22 protein-coding genes and 1 riboswitch are annotated in these 23,145 nt (G+C 32.6%); of the genes, 11 read left to right on the forward strand and 11 right to left on the reverse strand.

Annotated elements, in window-relative coordinates:
* Positions 1 to 69 precede the first annotated feature (69 nt).
* Positions 70 to 1,563, forward strand: a complete 1,494-nt coding sequence (locus tag HMPREF3131_RS01030; protein WP_017175047.1) for an aldehyde dehydrogenase family protein — start codon at positions 70 to 72, stop codon at positions 1,561 to 1,563.
* A 331-nt stretch (positions 1,564 to 1,894) separates the two neighbouring features.
* Positions 1,895 to 2,803, forward strand: a complete 909-nt coding sequence (locus HMPREF3131_RS01035; protein ID WP_017175046.1) for a phosphate/phosphite/phosphonate ABC transporter substrate-binding protein — start codon at positions 1,895 to 1,897, stop codon at positions 2,801 to 2,803.
* Between the two features lie 31 nt (positions 2,804 to 2,834).
* On the opposite strand, the gene HMPREF3131_RS01040 is transcribed toward HMPREF3131_RS01035, so the two are convergent.
* Together HMPREF3131_RS01040 and HMPREF3131_RS01045 are read right to left on the reverse strand one after the other, a co-directional pair.
* Positions 2,835 to 3,641, reverse strand: a complete 807-nt coding sequence (locus tag HMPREF3131_RS01040; RefSeq protein ID WP_070436352.1) for a VOC family protein — start codon at positions 3,639 to 3,641, stop codon at positions 2,835 to 2,837.
* Between the two features lie 127 nt (positions 3,642 to 3,768).
* Positions 3,769 to 4,050, reverse strand: coding sequence for a GNAT family N-acetyltransferase (locus tag HMPREF3131_RS01045; RefSeq protein WP_002448625.1), 282 nt, complete (start codon positions 4,048 to 4,050; stop codon positions 3,769 to 3,771).
* A gap of 181 nt (positions 4,051 to 4,231) precedes the next feature.
* On the opposite strand from HMPREF3131_RS01045, the gene HMPREF3131_RS01050 reads away from it, so the two are divergent.
* The gene (locus HMPREF3131_RS01050; protein WP_049379280.1) at positions 4,232 to 5,188 is read left to right on the forward strand and encodes a metal ABC transporter solute-binding protein, Zn/Mn family; all 957 of its coding nucleotides are present in this window, start codon (positions 4,232 to 4,234) and stop codon (positions 5,186 to 5,188) included.
* Between the two features lie 59 nt (positions 5,189 to 5,247).
* On the opposite strand, the gene aldA is transcribed toward HMPREF3131_RS01050, so the two are convergent.
* A complete protein-coding gene (aldA, locus tag HMPREF3131_RS01055; protein WP_070436353.1) occupies positions 5,248 to 6,672 on the reverse strand; it encodes an aldehyde dehydrogenase in 1,425 nt (474 codons plus the stop codon).
* A gap of 75 nt (positions 6,673 to 6,747) precedes the next feature.
* Positions 6,748 to 7,833: a YkvI family membrane protein gene (locus tag HMPREF3131_RS01060; protein WP_017175041.1), complete on the reverse strand. Its 1,086-nt coding sequence runs from the start codon at positions 7,831 to 7,833 to the stop codon at positions 6,748 to 6,750.
* A gap of 281 nt (positions 7,834 to 8,114) precedes the next feature.
* On the opposite strand from HMPREF3131_RS01060, the gene HMPREF3131_RS01065 reads away from it, so the two are divergent.
* Positions 8,115 to 9,899: a cation:proton antiporter gene (locus tag HMPREF3131_RS01065; protein WP_070436354.1), complete on the forward strand. Its 1,785-nt coding sequence runs from the start codon at positions 8,115 to 8,117 to the stop codon at positions 9,897 to 9,899.
* Between the two features lie 53 nt (positions 9,900 to 9,952).
* Here HMPREF3131_RS01065 and HMPREF3131_RS01070 read toward each other — a convergent pair whose 3' ends face one another.
* The 7 genes from HMPREF3131_RS01070 to HMPREF3131_RS01100 form a co-directional block, all read right to left on the reverse strand.
* Positions 9,953 to 11,917, reverse strand: a complete 1,965-nt coding sequence (locus tag HMPREF3131_RS01070; protein ID WP_049379282.1) for a fructose-bisphosphatase class III — start codon at positions 11,915 to 11,917, stop codon at positions 9,953 to 9,955.
* Between the two features lie 145 nt (positions 11,918 to 12,062).
* Positions 12,063 to 12,674: an undecaprenyl phosphate transporter UptA gene (locus HMPREF3131_RS01075; RefSeq protein ID WP_002448460.1), complete on the reverse strand. Its 612-nt coding sequence runs from the start codon at positions 12,672 to 12,674 to the stop codon at positions 12,063 to 12,065.
* Positions 12,675 to 12,791: 117 nt separating this feature from the next.
* Positions 12,792 to 13,790 (reverse strand): ThiF family adenylyltransferase, encoded by a 999-nt coding sequence (locus HMPREF3131_RS01080; RefSeq protein WP_048681941.1) that lies wholly within the window; start codon positions 13,788 to 13,790, stop codon positions 12,792 to 12,794.
* Positions 13,790 to 14,557 carry a thiazole synthase gene (locus tag HMPREF3131_RS01085; protein ID WP_070436355.1) on the reverse strand — a complete coding sequence of 256 codons (768 nt, stop codon included), beginning with the start codon at positions 14,555 to 14,557 and terminating at the stop codon, positions 13,790 to 13,792. The genes HMPREF3131_RS01080 and HMPREF3131_RS01085 overlap by 1 nt, the downstream gene beginning before the upstream one ends.
* 1 nt (position 14,558) lies before the next feature.
* Positions 14,559 to 14,759, reverse strand: a complete 201-nt coding sequence (gene thiS / locus HMPREF3131_RS01090) for a sulfur carrier protein ThiS (protein ID WP_017175036.1) — start codon at positions 14,757 to 14,759, stop codon at positions 14,559 to 14,561.
* Positions 14,743 to 15,858, reverse strand: coding sequence for a glycine oxidase ThiO (gene thiO, locus HMPREF3131_RS01095; protein WP_048762224.1), 1,116 nt, complete (start codon positions 15,856 to 15,858; stop codon positions 14,743 to 14,745). The genes thiS and thiO overlap by 17 nt, the downstream gene beginning before the upstream one ends.
* Positions 15,851 to 16,441, reverse strand: a complete 591-nt coding sequence (locus tag HMPREF3131_RS01100) for a thiamine phosphate synthase (RefSeq protein ID WP_048762223.1) — start codon at positions 16,439 to 16,441, stop codon at positions 15,851 to 15,853. Before HMPREF3131_RS01100 ends, thiO begins: the two co-directional genes overlap by 8 nt.
* A 68-nt stretch (positions 16,442 to 16,509) precedes the next feature.
* A riboswitch (TPP riboswitch) is annotated at positions 16,510 to 16,619 on the reverse strand.
* Positions 16,620 to 16,856: 237 nt separating this feature from the next.
* On the opposite strand from HMPREF3131_RS01100, the gene HMPREF3131_RS01105 reads away from it, so the two are divergent.
* The 7 genes from HMPREF3131_RS01105 to HMPREF3131_RS01135 all read left to right on the forward strand — a co-directional run bounded on the left by HMPREF3131_RS01105 (position 16,857) and on the right by HMPREF3131_RS01135 (position 23,128).
* Positions 16,857 to 17,141: a putative quinol monooxygenase gene (locus HMPREF3131_RS01105; RefSeq protein WP_002448351.1), complete on the forward strand. Its 285-nt coding sequence runs from the start codon at positions 16,857 to 16,859 to the stop codon at positions 17,139 to 17,141.
* Positions 17,142 to 17,235: 94 nt separating this feature from the next.
* Entirely contained in the window at positions 17,236 to 19,173 is a 1,938-nt protein-coding gene (locus tag HMPREF3131_RS01110) for an FUSC family protein (protein WP_176743761.1), read from the forward strand.
* 72 nt (positions 19,174 to 19,245) lie between these two features.
* Positions 19,246 to 19,659: a DUF2188 domain-containing protein gene (locus HMPREF3131_RS01115; RefSeq protein WP_048683330.1), complete on the forward strand. Its 414-nt coding sequence runs from the start codon at positions 19,246 to 19,248 to the stop codon at positions 19,657 to 19,659.
* Positions 19,660 to 19,814: 155 nt separating this feature from the next.
* On the forward strand, positions 19,815 to 20,516 hold the full coding sequence (locus tag HMPREF3131_RS01120; RefSeq protein WP_048762219.1) for a GTP pyrophosphokinase: 702 nt from the start codon (positions 19,815 to 19,817) through the stop codon (positions 20,514 to 20,516).
* A gap of 124 nt (positions 20,517 to 20,640) precedes the next feature.
* The gene (locus HMPREF3131_RS01125) at positions 20,641 to 21,516 is read left to right on the forward strand and encodes an alpha/beta fold hydrolase (RefSeq protein ID WP_048680193.1); all 876 of its coding nucleotides are present in this window, start codon (positions 20,641 to 20,643) and stop codon (positions 21,514 to 21,516) included.
* A gap of 91 nt (positions 21,517 to 21,607) precedes the next feature.
* Positions 21,608 to 22,330, forward strand: a complete 723-nt coding sequence (locus HMPREF3131_RS01130) for a MerR family transcriptional regulator (protein WP_048762218.1) — start codon at positions 21,608 to 21,610, stop codon at positions 22,328 to 22,330.
* Positions 22,331 to 22,447: 117 nt separating this feature from the next.
* Complete coding sequence (locus HMPREF3131_RS01135; protein WP_070436357.1) at positions 22,448 to 23,128, forward strand: GntR family transcriptional regulator; 681 nt, start codon at positions 22,448 to 22,450, stop codon at positions 23,126 to 23,128.
* Positions 23,129 to 23,145: the final 17 nt, after the last annotated feature.

The raw sequence follows: 23,145 nt of genomic DNA on the forward strand, positions 1-23,145 counted from the left end.
ATTTAACATTACTTTATAGAGAGTTACGTTATGATTTATTTATAAACAAAGAAAGAGGGATGAAAACGTATGGCAAAAGTAAATGTTAGAGATTTTTTAGATGAACAATATGATTTATTTATAAATGGCGAATTCCAACCAAGTGAAAGCGGAGAAACACTTACGGTAACTAACCCAGCAAATGGTGAAGAATTAGCTAAAGTTGCTAAAGCAAATGAAAAAGATGTTGATAAAGCAGTGCAATCAGCACATGATGCATTTGATAGCTGGAGTAAAATTTCTAAAGCAGAACGTGCAGATTATTTATTAGAAATTAGTCGTCGTATTGAAGAAAATAAGGAACATCTAGCAACAGTTGAATCACTTCAAAATGGTAAACCTTATCGTGAAACTTCAACGATCGATATTCCTCAAGTAGCTGAACAATTTAAATATTTTGCAGGAGTATTAACGACTGATGAAGGTTCGGTTAATCAAATAGATCATAACACTATGAGTTTAGTTGTAAATGAACCTGTGGGAGTAGTAGGTGCAGTAGTAGCATGGAACTTCCCAATCTTACTTGCATCTTGGAAATTAGGTCCAGCATTAGCAGCAGGTAATACAGTGGTGATTCAACCATCATCTTCTACACCATTAAGCTTAATTGAATTAGCTAAAATTCTTCAAGATGTGTTACCTAAAGGTGTAGTCAACGTCATTACTGGTAAAGGTTCAGAATCAGGTGATGCGATTTTCAAACATGAAGGTGTAAATAAATTATCATTCACTGGTTCAACTGATGTAGGCTATGGTGTTGCTAAAGCAGGTGCTGAACGTATTGTGCCGACTACATTAGAACTTGGCGGTAAAAGTGCTAATATTATCTTTGATGATGCAAATTTAGATCAAGTCATTGAAGGCGTTCAATTAGGTATTCTATTCAACCAAGGTGAGGTATGTAGTGCCGGTTCACGCTTATTAGTACAATCATCTTTATATGATAAATTATTACCAAAATTAAAAGAAGCGTTCGAAAATATTAAAGTAGGTGACCCATTCGCTGAAGATACAAAAATGGGTGCACAAACTGGCCCAGAACAAATTGAAAAAATTGAAAGTTATATTAAATTAGCAGAAGAAGATGACAAAGCAAATATCTTAACGGGTGGACATCGTATTACTGATAATGGTTTAGATAAAGGCTATTTCTTCGAACCAACAATCATTGAACTTTCAGATAATAGTCATAAATTAGCACAAGAAGAGATTTTTGGACCTGTTGTTGTTGTTGAAAAATTCGAAGATGAAGAAGAAGCAATTAACATTGCTAATGATTCAGAATATGGTTTAGCTGGTGGTGTCTTCACTACAAACTTACTTCGTGCATTAAATGTTGCAAAAGCAATTCGTACTGGACGTATTTGGGTTAATACGTATAATCAAATTCCAGCTGGTGCGCCATTTGGTGGTTATAAAAAATCTGGTATCGGCCGTGAAGTTTATAAAGATGCAATTAAAAACTATCAACAAGTTAAAAACATCTTTATTGATACAAGTAATGAAACAAAAGGCTTATACTAATTAAAATATAATTAAATAGTTTAATAAATGTTTTGAAATGTCGACAAAGGTGTATACTTTGTCGGCATTTTTTTATGAAGTATGATTAAGAAATAGAAAAGTATGACGGATTTTATTTTGAAGTTGTATAGTCTTTTAAATAATCTCAATCCCACTTATATGAAGATGTTCTGATGAAAATCTAAATATTAAGATCTTCAAACTGAAATCAAAATTTAATATAAATTGTATTTTCAATTTAAATATTGGTGGTTAATATATTATAAATACGTCTTTATATTTTAAGTTTGATAAAGTTTAAATACATTATATATTTTGAAAAGGAAAAATGATGAAACGTTTAAAATTTTTAGTTATTTATTTAGTTATTACAATTATAGTAAGTGGTTGTTCAAACATTGACAATGTAAAGCATCCTAAAGAAGCATATACACCTAAGTCATTAACTGTTGGGTTTATCCCATCTCAAAATGCTCAAATTCTTAACGCTAAAGTAAAACCTTTGCAACAATTATTATCTGATGAGCTGGAGGTTCCTGTAAAAGTACATATAGCAACAAATTATAATACAATGATAGAAGGATTGAAATCGAAAAAAATCGATATTGCTTTTATTTCTCCTGTTTCTTACACATTAGCTCATGATGCTCATGCAGCAGATGTATTGTTAAAGTCAAAAGGTTACCTAGTAGATAATAAAGGGAATCAAACACATCACCTTGTAGATTACTATCGATCTCAAATTGTGGTTCGTAAAGATAGTAATATTAATCATTTAAAAGATTTGAAAGATAAGAAGATAGCATTGCAAGATGTGGAATCAACGTCAGGATATATTTATCCTTTAGCAACATTAATGGAAAAAGGAATAAAAAAGTCTGATATTCAAATTCAACAAGTGAAAGGTCATGATCAGGGATTAATTGCATTATTAAATCATGATGTAGAAGCTGTTGCTACATATCAAGATGCTCGGGCAGATTTAAAAAAAGATGATCCCGATATTTATCAAGAAACTAAAGTGATTTATCGTACAAAGAAAATTCCTAATGATACCATTTCAGTACGTAATGACATGAGTAACAAATGGAAAAATAAAATTAGTCAAGCATTCATTAATATAAGTCATACAAAAAAAGGTAAACAGATTATTAGTGATATTTATGGTCATCAAGGTTATGAAAAAGCAAAAGATAGTGACTTTGATACTGTAAGAAAATATCGAGATATTGTAGATTAAAAAAGGTTGGATGACAATCATCCAACCTTTTTTAATCAGGAACCACACTCACATCTCCATGAATAGTCATACTAAAACCTTCAGGTGATGTTAAATTTGTTTCTTTAGCGTGAGGTTGATAGATATCAATATGTGTTAATCCATAAGTGTTTTTATTGTCTGGATTCACTTGATTAGATTGCCATGTATTCACAGCAATGTGATGATGATAGTGTTGTGTAGAAATAAATAAACTTTGAGGGAGATTTGAAATATGTTCAAAACCAAGTTGATCAATATAGAATTGACGAGCCTCTACCAAATTATGTGTTTTTAAATGGAGATGTCCTAGTTTTCCATCTGATGGAAAACCTTGCCAACCATTTTCAGTACGATGTGAAATTAAATCTTGTACATCAACTTCAAGAGTATCCATTTTAATAAAGCCATTCTTCCATTCCCAACCACTAGAAGGGCGATCTTGATAGACTTCAATACCATTACCTTCTGGGTCATTGAAATATAGTGCTTCACTTACTAAATGGTCACCGCCACCAACAGGCTGATTTAAACTACTCATATGATATAGGAAGTTAGCTAAATCTTGTCGTGAAGGTAATAAATAAGCGATATGAAAAAGGCCAGCTTCTCTAAATTCAGGATGACGTCCATGATCTAAAAGATGAAGCGTTAACGTGTGACCATGTTCTCCAACATTAAAAATAGTTTGTGTGTCAGTTTTCTTTTTAATAGAAAAACCGAGTACTTCAGAATAAAAGTGATTCATTTTGTTTAAATCTTTAACATTTAAAGTGACGTTCGTCACTTGCATTGCTTCTTTTGAATGAAATGTAGTCATGTATCATAGCCTCTCTTTTTTATACTAAGTATATTAAATATACTAGAATAGTTACTAAGAGACAAGATAAATAACTTGATTAAAAAATCCTCTAGAGAATCATTCTCTAGAGGATGATATTTTACTTTTATCCTAAATAAACATCTTGGTAACTATCATTTTTTTCTAATACATCTTTTGCAAATGGACAAGAAGCGATAATTTTTAAGTTATTTTGACGAGCATGTTCTACAACTGCGTCAACTAATTTAGTTCCTAAACCTTGACCACCTAATTCATCAGATACACCAGTATGATCGATTTCAATTTCATTGTTATCAACTTGTTTGTAAGTGATTTCTGCTTTAGGATTATTTTCGTCTTCACCTACATAAAATTTATTGTTACCTTGTTTAATTTCTTCAGCCATATTACTTCACTCCTTATATAATGTCTTAGTATTATTTATCACATTTCCGCTAAATTAAAACATTACATAAATAAAATTTAGAATATAAAAATTATAAAAAATTTAAATACAAAGTCATTGCTTTTTTATAAAAGAACAGATATAGTTGAGAACGAAATTATTACGTTTTGGAGGGGTTTGTGTGAAGAAGATGATCGCAATCATCAGTTTAATGTGTTTGTGCCTCATATTATCTGCTTGTAGTACAAATCGCGATATCACTCACAAACATAAAAAGGTAACAACTGAGAATAAATTGAAAATTTATACTACGGTTTTTGCGTTTGAAAGCTTTACAAAACAAATTGGTGGTAAATATGTGGATGTAGATACGATTTATCCACCGGGTGCTGATATGCATACATATGAACCTAGTCAACGCGATATGATTAATATTGCAAAGAGTGATTTATTTGTTTATTCAAGTGATCATCTTGATCCAGTAGCGGCTAAAATCACAAAATCAATGAATAATAATGATATGAAATTGGCGGTTGCAAATAGTTTAAATAAACAAATCCTTTTGAATGAAGACGATGATCACGATGAACATGGACATCATCATGAAGCAACATCATATGATCCTCATGTTTGGCTTGATCCAATACTAGATCAACAATTCGCAAAGAAAATTAAAGATGATTTAGTTCACAAAGATCCTACACATCGTATATATTATGAGCATAACTATAAACAATTAGTTGAAGATTTAAAACAAATTGACCATACATTATCTAATATAACGACGCGTCCTAAACGAGATAAAGTAATTATTTCTCATGATTCATTAGGATATTTAGCGCGACGTTATCACTTCGAACAAAAAGGGGTTAGTGGTATGAATAATAAAGAGCCAAGTCAGAAAGACATCTTAGCGCTCATTAATCAAATAAAAGACACACATGAACCGTATATTTTATATGAACAAAATATTTCTTCAAAAATAACCGATGTGATTCGTCAAGAGACACAAACACAACCTGTAAATTTTAATAATTTAGCAGTATTGTCTCAATCTCAATCAGAAGACCAAACACTCACGTTTCAATCTATTATGAAAAAAAATATTCAAGCCCTTGATAAAGCATTAAATAAATAAAAAGAGAGCAAAAAAGAATGTAACGCCATTCTTTCTTGCTCTCTTTTTTTATTTTTAATTTACCATCTAATATAACTTACAGTTGTATTGTAATATTCTTCAAAACCATGAATACCATCTGCACCACCAAGGCCAGATTCTCTCCAACCTGCGTGATAACCATTGACTGCTTCTTCTGCCTCACAATTCGCATACACTTCTCCAAATTTTAAACGTTCAGTAGCTGTCATAATTTCTTTTAAGTTTTCAGAGAAAATATAAGATGATAGACCAGCGTTAGTATCATTTGCCATATCAATAACGTCATCAAAGTTTGTATACGTAGTTATAGCAAGAACAGGACCAAAAATTTCTTCTTTAAAAGCACTATCAGTCGTTTTTACATGATCTAAAATAGTAGGAGCGTAGAAGAATCCTTCACGGTCTAATTTATAACCACCTAACACTAAATCTGCTCCATTTTTTACTGCTTCTTGAACTTTATCATCAATACTATCTAATTGTTTTTGATTAATGATTGCACCATAGTCAGTGTTTTCATCATATGGATCTCCAACTTGAAGCGCATCCATTTTATCTTTCACTTTGTTAATAAAGTCATCATGTACATCTTCATGAACAAAGATACGTTCTGGACATGTACATACTTGACCAGCGTTATTAATACGTGCAGTAACGATATAATCAACAGCTTTATCTAAGTCAGCGTGTTGTGTGACAAGAACAGGCGCATTTCCACCTAGTTCTAAGTTAAGTTTTTTAATGCTGTCAGCTGCGTTTTTGAATACAGCTTTACCTGCTCCCATACTACCTGTTAATGAAACAAGTTGAATATCTTTATGAGTTGCCAATTGTGTTCCAACTGTTTCGCCAGTACCTGGAACGATTTGAATAAGACCAGCTGGAATAGTTGAATCACGGAAAAGTTCAGCGATTTTTAATGTTAATAATGTTGTTTCTTCACTTGGTTTGATAACGACAGAACAACCCGTTACAATAGCTGGAATCACTTTACGCATAAGCACTAAAATTGGAGCATTCCAAGGTACAATACCAGCCGTCATACCGATTGGTTTTTTTGTCAGTTGAATAGTTTCATTTACTATACTATTTTGTAATACTTCACCTTTGTTACTCATACTTAAACTTGCCATATAATCAATGAATTCTATTGATTTATCAATTTCACCTTTAGCTTGTACTATTGTTTTACCTTGTTCTTTAACGTATAAATGAGCAATGTCATCTTTATGTTGTTCAAGTAAAGGAATTAATAATTTTACATGCTCAGCACGTGTAGGAGCTGGTACTTTTTCCCATTCAAGTTGAGCGTGTTTAGATTTTTCAATTGCGTCGTTTACCTCTTCTTCAGTAGCGAATGTAATCGTATCGATTGTTTCTCCCGTAGCAGGATTAATCACGTCCATTGTTTCGTTTGACTTACTTTCTACAAATTCATTATTAATAAATAGTTGATTGGTCATTAACGACACCTCCATACCTATTATTCCCGTAAAGTATTAAATTTAATCTATAAAAATAAAAGATTCAAAAGGAGATTAATGTGCTCCCTTTGAACCTTCTTTTTTTGAATATTTAAAATGTCTAACCCCTTTATATAAAATAGGAATGAGTAGAATAAAGCCAAATAACCCCATAATTGGAAATACTTTGCCAATGAGTGAAATAAAGCCGATAAATGTACAAATGAACGTCACGATTGTCATGACGATAATAAGTACAAAATATTGTTTTGAAAACGGTGTTGTGAAACGAGAGGCGAATGCGTACATTAAGCCTACAATAGTATTATAAATAACTAGAATCATAATAATAGACATGATAGTTCCCAAAATAGGTGAGATATGTCGTGCCAATAATAAGGTTGGAAGCGCTACGGATTTAATATCATTAAATTTTGTAATTAAGCCTAAATTAATCATTAAAAGTAAAAATGTAATAATGACGCCACCAATTAATCCACCCCAAATAGAAGCACGTTGGTCATGTAAACGTCCCCCCATTACACTTAGAAAACTGAAGGCAGCAGCAATTTGTAAACTGGCATAATTGATACCATCAAACCACCATCCAAGTGAAATAGATGATTTATGCTGTGCATATTGATTTGCACTTTCAAAGTCAAGATGGCCAGTTGCAAGATAATATATCGCAATAATTGTGACGACGATAACTAAGAAAGGTGTAACGATACCTAGTACTGCAATTAAACGATCAAATTTTAAAAATAATGTAACCAAAATAAGACTTACGAGAATAAGTGAACTAAGCCAATAAGGTAAATGAAAACTTTCTTGAATTGTAGATGCACCGCCCGCGCTCATAATAATAGCGAGTGAAAACAAGAATAATGTTAGAACAATATCAAATAATCGAGCAATCATAGGATGCAAGTAGTAATGAATGGATTCTGAATGATTATGTGATTTTATGTTGTAACCAGTATTTAAGACGAACATACCGCCAAGTGTGATGATTAATCCTGTAATAATAATCCCTAATACACTGAATTGACCGTTACTTGTGAAAAATTGGAATATTTCTTGACCCGTAGCAAAACCAGCACCAACGACAACACCTACAAAGGCAAATGCTACGATCATCGATTCTTTTAAAACTTTCATTTTTAAAAATCCTTTCTAAATCAAACACATGAGAATATATTAATCTATTTTAAAGGACATTTTGTTAAAAATAAATATTAAAGTTTACTTGTAATGAACATTGTATTTCTCAAAAATACATTCGAAAGAATTTGTATAAATTTTAAGTTATATGGGGTATATAATAGTTTATAGTTCTCATATAAATGTTATTAAAAAATGTAATAAATATACTATACAGTATTCAGTAAAGTTTGATAGGATATTGCAATATATTCAATTTAAATAAGGAAGGTGTAGATATGTTATTTGATTTACCTGTAATGCTAGTTATTGTATTATTTCTTGCATTAGGTATCTTCAGTCAATGGTTAGCAAATCGAATTAAATGGCCTTCGATTGTAGTAATGTCGATTGTTGGTTTATTAGTGGGACCCATATTAGGACTAGCAAATCCTGAGCATACGCTAGGTTCAGAGGTATTTAGTCCAATTGTATCTCTTGCGGTAGCAATCATATTATTTGAAGGAAGTAGTAATTTAGATTTTAGAGAATTAAAAGGCATTTCTAAGGCGGTTATACGTATTATTACGCTAGGCGCCACAATTGCATGGGTGCTTGGCGCCATTGCCTTACATAAAATTTTAGGTTTTCCTATTTCTATCGCTATTGTTATGGGAGGATTACTTCTTATTACTGGGCCAACAGTGATTCAGCCACTGTTAAAACAAGCCAAAGTTAGAAACAGTGTAGATACTGTCTTACGTTGGGAAAGTATTATACTTGATCCACTTGGTCCAATACTAGCATTAGCTGCATTTTATGTGTATCAAATAATTGGACAAGGTTTTGGTTTCCAATTACTCTTTATATTTATTTTTAAAATGTTGGTTGTAGCATTAATTGGTTTTGGTGCTTCATTCTTCTTCAATTGGCTCATCCAACGCGATGTCATACCACAAAATTTAATGCCTTCTATTCAGTTGGTGTTTATATTGCTCGTGTTTAGTATCTGTGACCAAATTCTCGATGAATCTGGTTTACTGGCAGTAACTATTTTTGGATTAATGATGGCACGTTATAAACGACATGATTTAATTTATAAAGAGTCAGATCATTTTATTGAAAATATGTCTTCTATTCTAGTTTCAACGGTGTTTATTTTAATTACATCATCATTAACACCATCTGTATTGATGAATGTATTATCATGGAAGCTTGTGATTTTCTCACTTATCATGGTTGTGTTAGTACGTCCAATTGCGGTTTTATTATCTACCATTGGTACTGAAATCACTAAAAAAGAGCGTGCGCTTGTAGCCATGATGGCACCAAGAGGGATTGTTGTATTAACTGTAGCACAATTTTTCGGTGGATTATTCTTAAATGATAATATGAAAATGGCATCTTATATTACACCGGTAACATTTGGTTTAGTATTTATTACCGTAGTCATATATGGTTTTAGCTTTACACCAATAAGTAAAATGCTTGGTTTAGCAAGTACTGAACCTCCAGGTGTCATTTTAGTAGGTGAGAGCGAATTCTCTTATCACTTAGGTACACAGTTACAATCGCATGGTATTCCAGTTATGGTGTTTAACTTGTTTAGTAACACTTCTGATAAAGCTGAAGAACTCGGTTTTGAAATTTTTAAAGGAAATTTATTATCAAGTAGTGATCGTATGTATGCAGACTTAATTCGCTATAACAAATGCTTATTAATGACTAAATCATTTATTTTTAATAGTCTTGCATTTAATGAGTTAGTTCCAGAATTTGGATTAAATAATGTAAATATGATGCCAGTATCATTTACAGATGATCAAGCACGTAATAATTTAAATGGACCGCTTCGTAATCATATTTTATTTGATGAAAAGCATAGTCCAAGATGGTTTGACAATGTGATTACTAATCAAAATATTGTCGAAGTTCCAGCCTCTTCATATCATGATATTACAGATAAAGATATGATTATTTATCACATTAGTGACGATAAAGAAGCAACATTCCATAGGAGTACAAAATCAATGGATGAATATGACAATGGAACATATGGTATTTTAAGAAACGTATATCAATAATAAAAGCGCCCGGCGACCGTTCATTTGAAATGTCGCCGGGCATTATTATAGGTTTATTTTAAATATCTGTCGTGCATTAATAATTTTAACATGCGAATTTGTTCCATAATGTCTTTACCGACATTCGTATCTCTAATTTTTTTACGTTGTAATTCTTCATCAACGACACGTCGTATTGATAGTTCATCAGCACCATCAGATAAGACATTCTCTTTAGAATCAAAGAATTGATGTGCTACAAGCTGCATACCAAATGAATTGTAAAGTAACGTGTAACCTGCGATACCTGTAGTGGATTGATACGCTTTTGAGAATCCACCATCAATGACTAACATCTTACCATTGGCTTTAATAGGATCTTCGCCATCGATTTCTTTTACTGGTGTATGTCCATTGATAATACGACCTTCATCAGGATTAAGTCCGAAATCTTTTAGCATTTTGCGAATCATATCTACATCTTCACGTAAGTAATAATACGGGTTTTTCGGTTCTTTATGAGACGCTTTATCTTCAATGAAGTAGCGCTCAAATGTAGTCATGGCACGTTTACCAAATAAAGAACTATATTTACCTGTCCATAAATACCATACAAGATCCGTAGATAAATCATCTGTTTTCTCTTTGTCGCTAAATGCTAAGCGTACGTGACGTTCAAAGACATCTAATAAATCACGGCCTTTATGTTTTACACCTTCAATTTCAAAAGCTTCCATTTCACCATGATCATCTACAGGAATGCAACCATGAATAAGAAGATTACCATTATAAGGGAGGTATAATTTACCTTTTTGCATTAGAAAGGCCATATGACGTTTTAATTTTTCAGATTGTTGGAAAGACAGTAATAATTTATTAACAACATCTTCTTCTTCTGGTAATAATGTTGCAGGATCTTTAGGATCCACAGTACTAAAGCAAGTATCTTTTAAAGGATACGTTTTACCATAAATTGTAATTTCGTTTGTATCATAATTTATTTTTTCTAAAACTAAACGGTCTTCCATTTCAAAACTTGGGCGACGTTTAATAATTGGCATTTCAAGCTTAAATTGAATCATTGCAATGGCTTGGTGAATCTTAGTGATTTGTGCTTCTTCGTGTTTAGATAAGCCCACTTTTTTATCCGGACGTTTTTTCGGTTTGAACGCTGGGTTATCGCCATCGTAATGTTTTTCAGCTAAAGTGAGAAGGGGTCTTAAATTAATACCATATGCATCTTCAATAATATCTAAGTTATCATAGCGTGCACATATACGTAGTAAATTGGCTAAACACACTTTAGAACCTGCATAAGCTCCAATCCAAAGTACATCATGATTACCCCATTGAATATCAACAGAATGGTAGTCAATTAATGTATCCATAATTTTGTCAGGTTCTGGACCACGGTCGTAGATATCACCCACAACATGAAGGTGATCGACGACAAGACGTTGGATGGTATACGATAATCCAATAATTAAATCATCTGATTGCTCAAGCTCGATAACTTGATTTAAGAGTGTTTCATAATACGATTTTTTATTATTAAATTCGTTATTTTTATAAAGCAACTCTTCAACGATATATGTATACTCTGAAGGTAAGGCTTTACGTAGTTTTGAACGCGTATATTTTGAAGAACAATACGTGATTAAATCAATCAAGCGTTCGATTGTTAAGATATACCATTCATTTAACTCACGTTTTGAATTAAAGTCATTCTTAATGAGCTTTAATTTTTCTTCTGGATAATACACTAGCGCAGCTAAATCATCTATTTCTTTTTGGGATATATTACCTGCAAAGATATCGTTAATTTTAGCACGGACATTACCAGAGCCATTTCTTAATACGTGTTGGAACGATTTATATTCACCATGAAGATCGCTGACGAAGTGTTCAGTACCTTTTGGTAATTCTAAAACGGATTCTAGATTAATAATTTCTGTTGCAAGTTTTTCAGGACTATCAAATTGCTGAGATAGTAAATCTAAATACTTTTTCTTTAATTCACTTTCCGTAGATTGAGACATTTGATTTCACTCCTGTATGGGAAATTTATTAGATAGTAAGCAAAGTAATAAAACCGCTTACATAAATTATCGTTAAAAAGCATCACTTTTTCAACAGTGATGCTTAAATTGTTGTAAATTTAATTTGAAAGTAAAAGTAATGTACTTATTTAGCGTTATTTTTTTTGAAGAATAGACGATAGAGTACATATAGAATAATAATGATAAGAATCACATACATAAAGTAAGAATAGGTATGAATACCAGACATTAATACGTCGAAACTATCGCTAAGAAGACGACCAAGTAAAATTAAGGCAAAGTTCCAAATCGTTGTACCTAGTAATGATAACATCGTAAATGTTGCAACGTTCATTTTATTGATACCTGCTGGAATAGTGATTAATACACGTAAAACAGGAATGAAACGACATAATAGCACTGCCCACGCACCATAACGTTTAAACCAGTCGTTAGCACGTTTCACATCATTTCCTTTAAGTTTGAACCATTTACCATATTTATCAACAAATCGATAAATACTTTCTTCTTTAATTAAACGACATAAATAATACAAAATAAGTAAACCAATAAATGAAGCGATTGTTGAAATAATAAATAAAACTAAAATTGAAAGACCTGATTTAACTGACATTAAACCTGCAAATGTTAATATAATTTCAGAAGGAACAACAGGTAAGACATTTTCTAATAAAATAAGAATAAAAATGGCTGCATAGCCCCATTGGCCTATAAAATTGGTAATAATTTGTTCCATTATAAAATTAAAAATCCTCCGTTATTAAACATTACTCGAATAAAAAATTCATAGTAAATTCATTATATAGGAATTTACTATGAATTGCTTGTTATAACATTATATGGATTGTACAACTTATTTTAAGGCCTTTAAATATTGATGATACAATTGTTCTGCTTCATTATCATCTTCAACGCCATAAACATTCATTCTACCATCTTTGAATAAGGTGATTTCATAATTACCGTCTTTAATTAGTTTTGCAAATGAGGTTGATTTTACAATATCACCTGGGAAATGTTCAGCATAGTCAAAAGCAGTAGGTTGATATCTAAATAAATAGGTTTTTCCACATAAGCTTTCAATCTTCTGTTGTTGTTTCGTTTCTAATAATTCGTAATGAGCTTTACCACATACGTCACATTCAGCATCTTTTAAAACATCGATATTCATTGCTTTATAATCAATGTTAAATGCATCAAGAGTAATTAACTTATGAGAAAATCCATGACCAGATAAATAACGAATCGCTTCTGTGACCTCATAGCTTGCTACTTGTGTAATCACAGGTGGTAATACGCCGTTAATAGCACAACTCTCTGCACTGGTTGGAATTTGTTTTAATAAACATTTCAAACAAGGTCCTTTGAAATCAATGCCGTAAACGGTACCTTTACTGCCTACAGCAGCACCATACACCCACGGAATATGATGTTTGTGACAGGCTTCATTAATAAGATAACGAATTTTGAAATGATCCATACCATCAATGACAATATCAGGATTGACGGCTTTTAAAATATCCTCAATAGTTGTAGAGTCAATTTCTTGATAATAAGTTTGAACATTTACATTTGAATTAATGTGTTCAATCTTTTGTTTAACTGCGTGAACTTTAGGGACCATATGATGAGCATCATCTTCAGTATAGAGTGCTTGGCGATGTAAATTAGATAATTCAACGATATCCATATCGACAATGGCTAAATGATGTGCACCCATACGTGCTAAAAGCTCCGCAACGTGACTTCCTAACGCGCCTGCACCAAGTATTAAAATGGTTGCATTGGAGAGGGCAGTTTGGCCATCCTCTCCAAATGCATGGTAACGCAATTGACGGTTATAGCGTTGCATTATAAGAATCCTAAACCTTCAGTAGGGCTTGATGCTTGGGCTGTATATTTTACTGGAATACGTCCTGATTCATATGAGAGACGACCTGCATGAATACCAAGTTTCATTGCTTCAGCCATTTTAACAGGGTCTTTTGCACCTGAAACTGCAGTGTTTAAAAGAATAGCATCAGCGCCTAATTCCATCGCATGACACGCATCTTTTGGTGAACCAATACCAGCATCCACAATAACGGGAACATTTGAATTTTTAATAATGTAACTTAAATTAAGTTGGTTATTAATACCACGTCCAGTACCAATTGGAGAAGCAAGTGGCATTACAGCATGAACACCTAATTCTTCTAAACGTTTCGCTAATACGACATCATTAGAAATGTAAGGACATACGATATAACCTTTTTCTAATAACACTTTACATGCTTCATATGTTTCAAATGGATCAGGTAACAATGTTTCATCGTCACCAATCACTTCGACTTTAATCATGTCACATACGCCAGCATGTTTTGCAATTTCAGCGATACGAATCGCTTCTTCAGCAGTTTTGGCACCGGCTGTATTTGGAAAAGTAATAAAGTCTTTAAGATTAATATTTGCTAATGGATTAGGTAAGTTTTTATCATATAAATTCATACGTCTTACAGCAAAAGTCAGCACATTCGCTTCTGCTGCTTCAATCGCTTTTGTTTGCGTAGCTTCATCTTCAAATTTTCCTGTACCTAATAATAAACGAGATTTAATTTCTAATGGTCCAATTTTAAACATTTTATCCGCCTCCAACAAATTCTAATAATTCTAATCGATCATCTTCACGTACTGTATGTTGATCGTAGTCTTCTTGTTTAATTAAAGTTTTATTATGTTCGACAATGACACGTTTAGGATCTAATTCAAGAGATTCAAGTACAGATGTAATAGATTGTTCTGAATCAAAATTGAATGTGTCCCCATTAATGATACACTTCATGATTTAACCTCCTTGAAGCACTAAATGATTCATATCGACGCGGTTTAACACCGGTGAGTATCCAATTAGCGATATCACGACCAATAATAGGCGAAAGTAAAATACCGTTACGATAATGACCAGAAATCACATATAAATCTTCATCAATACGGTCCATTATCGGTATTTCTCCTTCAGTATATGGACGGACACCAGACCATTGTTTAATGACTTTGCCGTGTGCGAGTTCTGGTATACGTTCATTTGCAAAGTGGTGTAACCAAGAGATACCATCGTCTGTATTACCAACTGAATAGTTATCAAACTCGCTTGTGGCACCAATTAAGAAACGATTTGGATATTTTGGTACGATGTAACAGCCATTGGTCATAAATACGGTTTCTTTTAAATCCAAATGATCATTTTCAATCAGTAAGACTTCACCTTTTACACCGACTACATCTCTAGGTAATGAGTATTGATTTAATAATTTAGATGTCCATGCGCCCGCTGCCACAATGACTTTCTTAGCTTGTAATGTGCCTTGTGACGTTTCAACATCGTAGTACCCATTTTGGCGATGAACAGATTGTACCTCTGTATTAAAATATCGCTTAATTTGACGTTGCTTTAAAGCTGTAAATAAAGCTTTAGTGTAGTGATTGGCATTAATTTGTCCATCTTGTGGAATGTAAATAGCCATTTCACTTGATGTTACTGTACCATTCGTTAAATGAGTAAGTTCCTCATCTGAAAGAACAATGACGCTAGAATCTAAACCGCTTAAAAATTGATACTGCTTTTCTAAACTTTCAACATCTTCAGGACGATTAGCCACTTTAATTAATCCTGAATTTTGAAACTGAATATCAATACCTGTCTCATCTTCTAAATCTTGACATAATTGTGGAAAGAGACTTCGTGATTCAAGAGCAAGTCTAAATAAATCAGTATCTTCAGTAAATTCATTTTGAGCACCTAACATACCACCTGCTTTATATGATGCGTGTTTACCTGGCACGTCACGATCGATAAGTGCAATGTCAAGGTGAGATTGGCTTAATTGTCGCGCAATAGACATGCCAATCACGCCCGAACCTATGATTAAAACATCATGCATCTTTCAACCACTCCTTTCGCAACAGTTCAATTTGTTGTAAAGATGCGTTCATAAAAAAAGAAATCGCACAAATTCCTTTAAAACCATGAGGTAATTGAGGAATCGTTTTTTCAGTGATACCTCCAATGGCATAAATTGGAATAGGAATCTCTAGCACACGTTGAATCTCTGCTTTTGATCGAGGCAATTGATTAGGTTTTGAAGGTGTCTTAAAAATGTGTCCAAAAAAAACATAATCAAGATCGTGTTCATAAGCTGCTTTAACAGATTCAATTGAATGTGTAGACATACTCACTTCAATCTCTGGATGTATGGATTTATAGCTAAATGCATCTTCATCCATTTCTCGAAAATGAATATGAGAGAGATGAAGTTGTTCAAGTAAATGTACATCACTATGAATAATGATTTTTGATTTAGGAAATCCTTTTTCTATAAGTGTTTTTAAAAATGAAGACAAGTCACTTGATGACATGGGAGTACGAAACAATAACCCATCTATTCCATCCGAGATATCAAGAAAATGTTGTAAATCATCATTGGTTAAATCTTTATATTTCGTTATCGCTATAAAAATGAACATCACTCCTTAGTAAACAAAAAAACGCTATTTCCCTGTAGTAGGGAAATAGCGTTTTGCTTAACTTTATGATATCCTAGTCGCCACTTTCCTACGCCAGTACAAACTGGATCAGGTTCCAGGAATTATAAAGTTCGTTCTTTACTCTCAGCCTTAAACAAAGGCACTTCCAGTGGATCGTTTATTCAGTTGTGTTTAAAATAAACATCAGCATTTTTGCTTCATTTTTATTCTACAACCTTTTTTAATAGAGTTCAAATACAAAAATAAATTAGATTTATAGCGATATACTTTTTAATCAAGAAAACACGTTTTACATAACATTGAATTGAAAATACATGCTACCTCTCTTCTTCCTACTGTTTTCTTTTTATAATAGACGGGTAAAACGTTATAATTATATTTGGAAGGTGATTATATGATTATTATTAATGCGAAACTTAAAATTAAAGAAGATGTGCGTAATGACTATTTAGATTTAATGAACAAATTAGTTCAAAGTTCACGTCAAGAACCGGGTAATACATTTTATGCTCATTATGAAGATGTAGCAGAACATAACACATTCGTTGTTGTTGAAAATTATAAAGACCAAGAAGCGGTTCAAGCACATAACCATTCAGATCATTTCAAAGCATTTAGTGAAAATATAGGAAAATATGTCGCTGAAGAACCTGTCATTGATGTAGCAGAAACAAAATAATAACTAAACTTGCCTTGTCTAAGTGATATTTGTGCTTAGGCAAGGCGTTTTTCATGTTATGATAAGATGTATGAAAAATGAAAGGAAAGATATAGTGGGACATGTGATTGCTTCATTAATAAGGTTTGATAAGCCTAAAATTAATCTATGGAAAGGTATACGCCAAGGATTATTAATGATTATCCCAACATTGATAGGGTATTTACTAGGACATTTTAGTTTTGGTCTACTCGTAGCAACTGGAACTTTGGCACATACTTATGTATTTAAAGGTTCAGCACAATCCATGTTAAGAACAGTCATTATTTGTACGTTATCCTTTACCATTTGTATGATGCTTGGAACATTAACTGTCAATCAGCCAGTTCTGTACGGCGTATTATTATTAATCGTTACTGTCATTCCATTCTATGTATTTAATGTGTTAAAAATTGCGGGTCCTTCATCCACATTCTTTTTAGTTACATTTTGCTTATCCAGTAACTTACCTGACGCTCCAGAACAAGCACCGATTCGTGGCTTAGCGATTTTTATTGGAGGAATGTTAGCGACATTAGTCGTCATTTTAACTATTGTATTCCAAAAACAAAAAGCTGAAGATCGAGCGATTACCTCTGACTTTCAGACGATTAATAATTTAATGCATCACTTTAATGATGCTGAAAAATTTAAAGACATTTCACAAGACACAGTAACGAAATTTAAAAATTCAGAGAAACTATTGATTACATCGACTACTGCGATGAGTGAAAAGTTAAGTTCTCGCTTTGAAAAGTTATTGCTTCTTCATACATCAGCCCAAGGAATTTATGCCGAGTTACTTGAGCTAAATGAAAAAAATATTCGTCCCATCCCTCAAGAACTGATTGAGATGATGGATATGATTACAAGAAATGCCTATAAATTATCTTCAAAACGAGAAAAATGGACGAAAAAAGTCGATGTGGATAAACCATTTGAAAGTCTGATGCAACACATACTTAAAATAGATGAAATTGCGCAATTACAACCGGAACAAATAGAATCTGAAGCGAGTATTCGTAAGCCATTATATAGTAAACGTATCGTTCAAAACTTAACACTCGATTCCATTATTTTCCGTAATGCATTAACGTATGCTGTTATTATGGGCGCGGCTATTTTTGTCTCGTTATTTTTCAATATCCAACGCTCATATTGGATCCCATTATCCGCTCATACAGTATTATTAGGATTAACGACGATTCGGATGTTAGACCGTTCATTAGCACGGGGTCTTGGAACAATTGTAGGGACCTTACTTCTATCAGCCATACTCTTTTTCCAACCTCATTTAATTGTTGCAGTCATTTTAATGGGACTGTCTGCTATGATGACAGAAGGATTTGTCGCAGCAAATTATGCGTTTGCAGTTATTTTTATTACAACGCAAGTCATCCTGTTAAATGGTCTAGCCTCTGGTAATTTATCCATTGATATTGCCTATACACGAATTGTTGACGTATTGATTGGGATTGTGATTGCGGTCATTGGTGTTTTAATCATTAATCGAAAAAATGCTTCAACCATGTTACCTACTGTGATTGCAGAAGTGGTACGTAAAGAAGCGGTTATTTTCCAATATTTATTTTCAGAAAATAAATATCAAGATACAGCACGTGATAGAACAGAAAGTTTATCATTATCTGTAAAAATGAATAACATGACACAAGTGTACAATTCAGCCAATGGTGAATTATTCTCAAGTAAAGAGGCCATTCGTTATTATTATCCAAGTATTTTTGCCTTAGAAGAAATTAGCTTTATGTTAATGCGTGCAATGCAAGACAAACAACGTCAACGCATTTCAGATAAACAAATGGGAGAATATCTTGTCACATTTGAAAATGTAGCAAAACACTTTGAATTGCGCGGTAGTCTTAATGAAAAAGAATTGACGGATTTACCACAGTATAATTATTTAAAATCGGCCTTAATGAAGTTACAAGATAATTGTGTAGCAACACGTAAAGACGTTGATCATACAAATCATCAGAAAACGGTGGACGCTTAATATCAATGTATGACGTTTCATTATAGCGTAGGGTGGTAAAGCTTACTAAACACTATAGAGGAGCGTGACATCATGCCTTGGACAATGAATGATTATCCACAAACTTGGAAACATTTAGATGAATTAGAGCGTAAAAAAGCAATTGATATTGCAAATGCGATGTTAAAAGACGGCTACAAAGAGGGAGACGCTATTCCTATTGCAACAAAACAAGCAGAAGAATGGTACAAAGATGCCAGTAAAGAAGAATTAGAAGAATTAAAACATAAACATATTACTCAACATCAAAAAGATCCATCAGCACGACCTGAACTTAATGATGAAGATGTTCATGTATATTATGAAGATCATGAATGGAAAGTCAAAACAGAAGATGCAAAACAAGCGTCTGATACATTTAGTACTAAAAAAGAAGCAAAACAACGTGCTAAAGAAATTGCTGATAATCGTGATACACAAGTGATTGAACATAAAAAAGATGAATAATGTATAAAGTCCGAATAGCAATTAAACCTGCTATTCGGCTTTTTTTATGACTAAATGACTCAGACTAAATGAGTAGCGTAAAGTCTAGGTTATCATTTTTAGTTCACTTAAGAGTTAGATATAATATACAGTGATGATTAAAGGAGGCAACAAATATGTACGTAGAGAGAAAACCATCATTGTACATTGAAGAGTTACGCAGTGAATTCAAAGAAAATATTAATAAGTTTAAGAATGGAGATGAAGCATTCGATAAACTCGTGGGTTTCGTAGAACTCGATCATTTATACTCTTCTGCATTAAAAGAGATTAGTACAAAATTAGATATTTTAGATGACAATTTTAATCATATTTACAAACATAATCCAATTCATCATATGGAACGTCGCGTCAAAGAAATGACGAGTTTAGTTAAAAAATTGCAACGTAAAGGTTTAACTATAGATGCAGAAACAGCGAAAGCCAATATTTTAGATATCGCTGGTATCCGTGTGGTGTGTAATTATCTTGAAGATATTTATGTGATTGAGAAGTTATTATTAAAACAAGAGGACGTTAAATTACTTAAACGTAAAGATTATATTGAACATCCAAAAGAAAATGGTTATCGCAGTCTTCATATAGTCGTGTCGATTCCAGTTTTTCTAGCCGATAGAGTAGAGGCTACACCAGTAGAAATTCAAATTCGAACAATAGGTATGGACATGTGGGCAAGTTTAGAACATAAAATTCGTTATAAAAATAATACCAATACTGAGGACTATAAAGATAAACTTAAAGAATGTGCAGTAGAAATCTCAGATGTCGAAGCAAAAATGCAAACCATTCACTCAGACATTCAAGATAAAGATAAATAGTTTAGTAATATAGCGAAACGATAGAAACGTATAGCTATTGTTTCGCTTTTTTATGTAAGATAAAATGATATATTTTTATGATAAAATAAATGAATAGTAATATATATTTTTTTGGAGTTTTAAAATGATTGAGCAGAATTTTAAGTCACAACGATATGAACTAAAACAATTTAAGGGTGAACACATTGAAGTCGCATTTGCCGGAAATAAGGATGCAGATAAAACCATCGTATTTATACATGGAGCAATGATGACATATCGCATTATGTTGTTGTTTGAACCTTATTTTAGAGACAACAACCTGATTTTTGTTAACTGTCCAAGTAGAGGCGAAAGCTCTAACATTGTAAGAGAACAACATACGTTAGATGATTATTCTGAGCGTATCAATGATGTGCTTTCACAAGTTATAGAAACATACGGTATTAAAAATTTAGTTATCATAGGTTATTCTATGGGAGGGATGATTGGCACACGCTTATTAAAATTTAATACTTTACCTATTTCACATCTGGTTTATTTAAATAGCGCCGCACGTATTACACCAAATCAAAGCATGTTGTCACGTTTATTTACTTCAAATAGTAAAAGAGATCATTTTAAAGATGAGATGATTGCTTTTAAAAATTTACCACAATATATCTTGAAAAAATCTTTTCATAACAAAAATAATAGCATTCGTAATTTATTTTCATATATTGCACCAATTAAAACGATTATTACAGATATCATTTATTCTACAAACGCAGATTACCTTCCAGATATAGAAGAAATAGAACAATTTCCTAAACTGTTATTTATTTCAGGTGAAGATGACGAAATCATTCCTTACACGGATTCACAAGAAACAATGAAAATGTATAAAAAATATGGCGGTGAAGTAAATGAGGTCGTATATTCTGGTATCGGACATATCGACTTTCCTGCTGTCTTGGATAATCTGCCTAATGGAACAATAGGTATTATTGACCACATTAAACAGTGGATTCAAGAAGAATAAGACCACCGGCAGACTGCATAAGCAAATGTTAAAATAATACTTGCTTATGACGTAGCGTCATTAGCTATGTTAACAGTAGGAGGTGAATGATATGTCACACTATACGATTGGAGAATTGGCAAAACAGAGTAAAGTCACGATTCGAACATTACAATATTACGATCGAAGAGGATTACTTATAGCTCATCGACAAACTGACTCTAATCGCAGATATTATACTGACGAACATGTAAAGCAGCTTGAACTGATTTTAGTATTAAAACAATTAGGATGTACGTTAGATGAAATAAAGACATTACTTGATGAAGATACAAATATGAACACGTTTAAAACATTACTTTCATTGAGAAAAGATGCGTTACATTCAAAAGTAGAGATGTACAGTCATACATTAAATCAAATTGAAAAGGTCGAAACATACATTTCTGAACAGTCAAGTGCGCCTATAAACCATCTTACTGATATTGATGATGCTATGAAACAAGAATATAAAATAACATACTTTAGAAAAAAGATTTGGATAAGTGTTGGCATCTTAGGGATAATACAATATAGTGGTTTGCTATTAAGTCTATTAAGACGTTCAATTAAGCCATTGATTGTTATATTACCCATCTTAATCACATATGCCATTGTGCTGACAGCAATATATTTAAAAAAGGTGTTATATCTGTGTCCGAATTGTCACCATACATTTAAACCTACATTAGGTGCCTTCGTAAAAGCGAAACATACACCTAAAACAAGACAATTAAAATGTCCCAACTGCCATCAAACACATTATTGTATCGAAGTATATCAAAACGAATCGTAATAAACACCTGGCTTATCATGAGCTAGGTGTTTTAAATTACAAAAAAGTAAGCGCTTGCAAAAATAGGGTGAGTGTATTACTATACTTGTATACAAGTTAACGTATTGAGGTGAAAAAATGGAACAACATTATCCGAAACAATGGAAAAACAGAATGACTACAGGGGAAAGTATCGCTGCGGAACTCAGGTTTCAGATTGTTAACAGTACACTTGAACCCGATACATTACTAACTGAAAATCAAGTGGCTAAACAATTCGATGTGAGTCGCTCTCCAGTTAGAGATGCATTTAAATTGCTGCAAACGAATCAACTCATTCACCTCGAGCGCATGGGTGCAAGGGTTCTTGAATTTGGTGAACAAGAAAAGAAAGAATTATATGATTTAAGATTAATGCTTGAATCCTTTGCATTTTCAAAATTAAAGCATATTGATAGAAAAAAAGTGATTAAAGAAATGAAAAAACATTTAGAAATGATGAAAGTCGCTGTTCAATTTGAAGATGCTGAATCCTTTACGCAACACGATCTTCAATTTCATGAAGCATTGATTCATGCCTCTCGACATCATTATCTTCAAACATTTTGGAACCATTTGAAACCCATTGTAGAAGTACTTGTATTATGTTCAATGAGAGAGCGAATGAGAACAAATAAAGAAGATTTTGACAGAATACACCGTAATCATTCGGTATTTATAGAAGCGGTAGAACGTTATGATACGGATACGTTAAGAGAAGCGTTTCATTTAAACTTTGATGATGTAGGTAAAGATATTGAAAGCTTTTGGTTACAATAAATAGAAGGAAGAAGGAA

It is taken from the genome of Staphylococcus sp. HMSC14C01, assembly GCF_001808085.1.
Lineage (GTDB): Bacteria > Bacillota > Bacilli > Staphylococcales > Staphylococcaceae > Staphylococcus > Staphylococcus hominis.

Bases quoted from the DNA above. Each gene is read 5' to 3' on its own strand.
- HMPREF3131_RS01030 (WP_017175047.1), top strand. From the start codon at position 70: ATGGCAAAAGTAAATGTTAGAGATTTTTTAGATGAACAATATGATTTA.
- HMPREF3131_RS01035 (WP_017175046.1), top strand. From the start codon at position 1,895: ATGAAACGTTTAAAATTTTTAGTTATTTATTTAGTTATTACAATTATA.
- HMPREF3131_RS01040 (WP_070436352.1), bottom strand. From the start codon at position 3,641: ATGACTACATTTCATTCAAAAGAAGCAATGCAAGTGACGAACGTCACT.
- HMPREF3131_RS01045 (WP_002448625.1), bottom strand. From the start codon at position 4,050: ATGGCTGAAGAAATTAAACAAGGTAACAATAAATTTTATGTAGGTGAA.
- aldA (WP_070436353.1), bottom strand. From the start codon at position 6,672: ATGACCAATCAACTATTTATTAATAATGAATTTGTAGAAAGTAAGTCA.
- HMPREF3131_RS01060 (WP_017175041.1), bottom strand. From the start codon at position 7,833: ATGAAAGTTTTAAAAGAATCGATGATCGTAGCATTTGCCTTTGTAGGT.
- HMPREF3131_RS01065 (WP_070436354.1), top strand. From the start codon at position 8,115: ATGTTATTTGATTTACCTGTAATGCTAGTTATTGTATTATTTCTTGCA.
- HMPREF3131_RS01070 (WP_049379282.1), bottom strand. From the start codon at position 11,917: ATGTCTCAATCTACGGAAAGTGAATTAAAGAAAAAGTATTTAGATTTA.
- HMPREF3131_RS01075 (WP_002448460.1), bottom strand. From the start codon at position 12,674: ATGGAACAAATTATTACCAATTTTATAGGCCAATGGGGCTATGCAGCC.
- HMPREF3131_RS01080 (WP_048681941.1), bottom strand. From the start codon at position 13,790: ATGCAACGCTATAACCGTCAATTGCGTTACCATGCATTTGGAGAGGAT.
- HMPREF3131_RS01085 (WP_070436355.1), bottom strand. From the start codon at position 14,557: ATGTTTAAAATTGGACCATTAGAAATTAAATCTCGTTTATTATTAGGT.
- thiS (WP_017175036.1), bottom strand. From the start codon at position 14,759: ATGAAGTGTATCATTAATGGGGACACATTCAATTTTGATTCAGAACAA.
- thiO (WP_048762224.1), bottom strand. From the start codon at position 15,858: ATGCATGATGTTTTAATCATAGGTTCGGGCGTGATTGGCATGTCTATT.
- HMPREF3131_RS01100 (WP_048762223.1), bottom strand. From the start codon at position 16,441: ATGTTCATTTTTATAGCGATAACGAAATATAAAGATTTAACCAATGAT.
- HMPREF3131_RS01105 (WP_002448351.1), top strand. From the start codon at position 16,857: ATGATTATTATTAATGCGAAACTTAAAATTAAAGAAGATGTGCGTAAT.
- HMPREF3131_RS01115 (WP_048683330.1), top strand. From the start codon at position 19,246: ATGCCTTGGACAATGAATGATTATCCACAAACTTGGAAACATTTAGAT.
- HMPREF3131_RS01120 (WP_048762219.1), top strand. From the start codon at position 19,815: ATGTACGTAGAGAGAAAACCATCATTGTACATTGAAGAGTTACGCAGT.
- HMPREF3131_RS01125 (WP_048680193.1), top strand. From the start codon at position 20,641: ATGATTGAGCAGAATTTTAAGTCACAACGATATGAACTAAAACAATTT.
- HMPREF3131_RS01130 (WP_048762218.1), top strand. From the start codon at position 21,608: ATGTCACACTATACGATTGGAGAATTGGCAAAACAGAGTAAAGTCACG.
- HMPREF3131_RS01135 (WP_070436357.1), top strand. From the start codon at position 22,448: ATGGAACAACATTATCCGAAACAATGGAAAAACAGAATGACTACAGGG.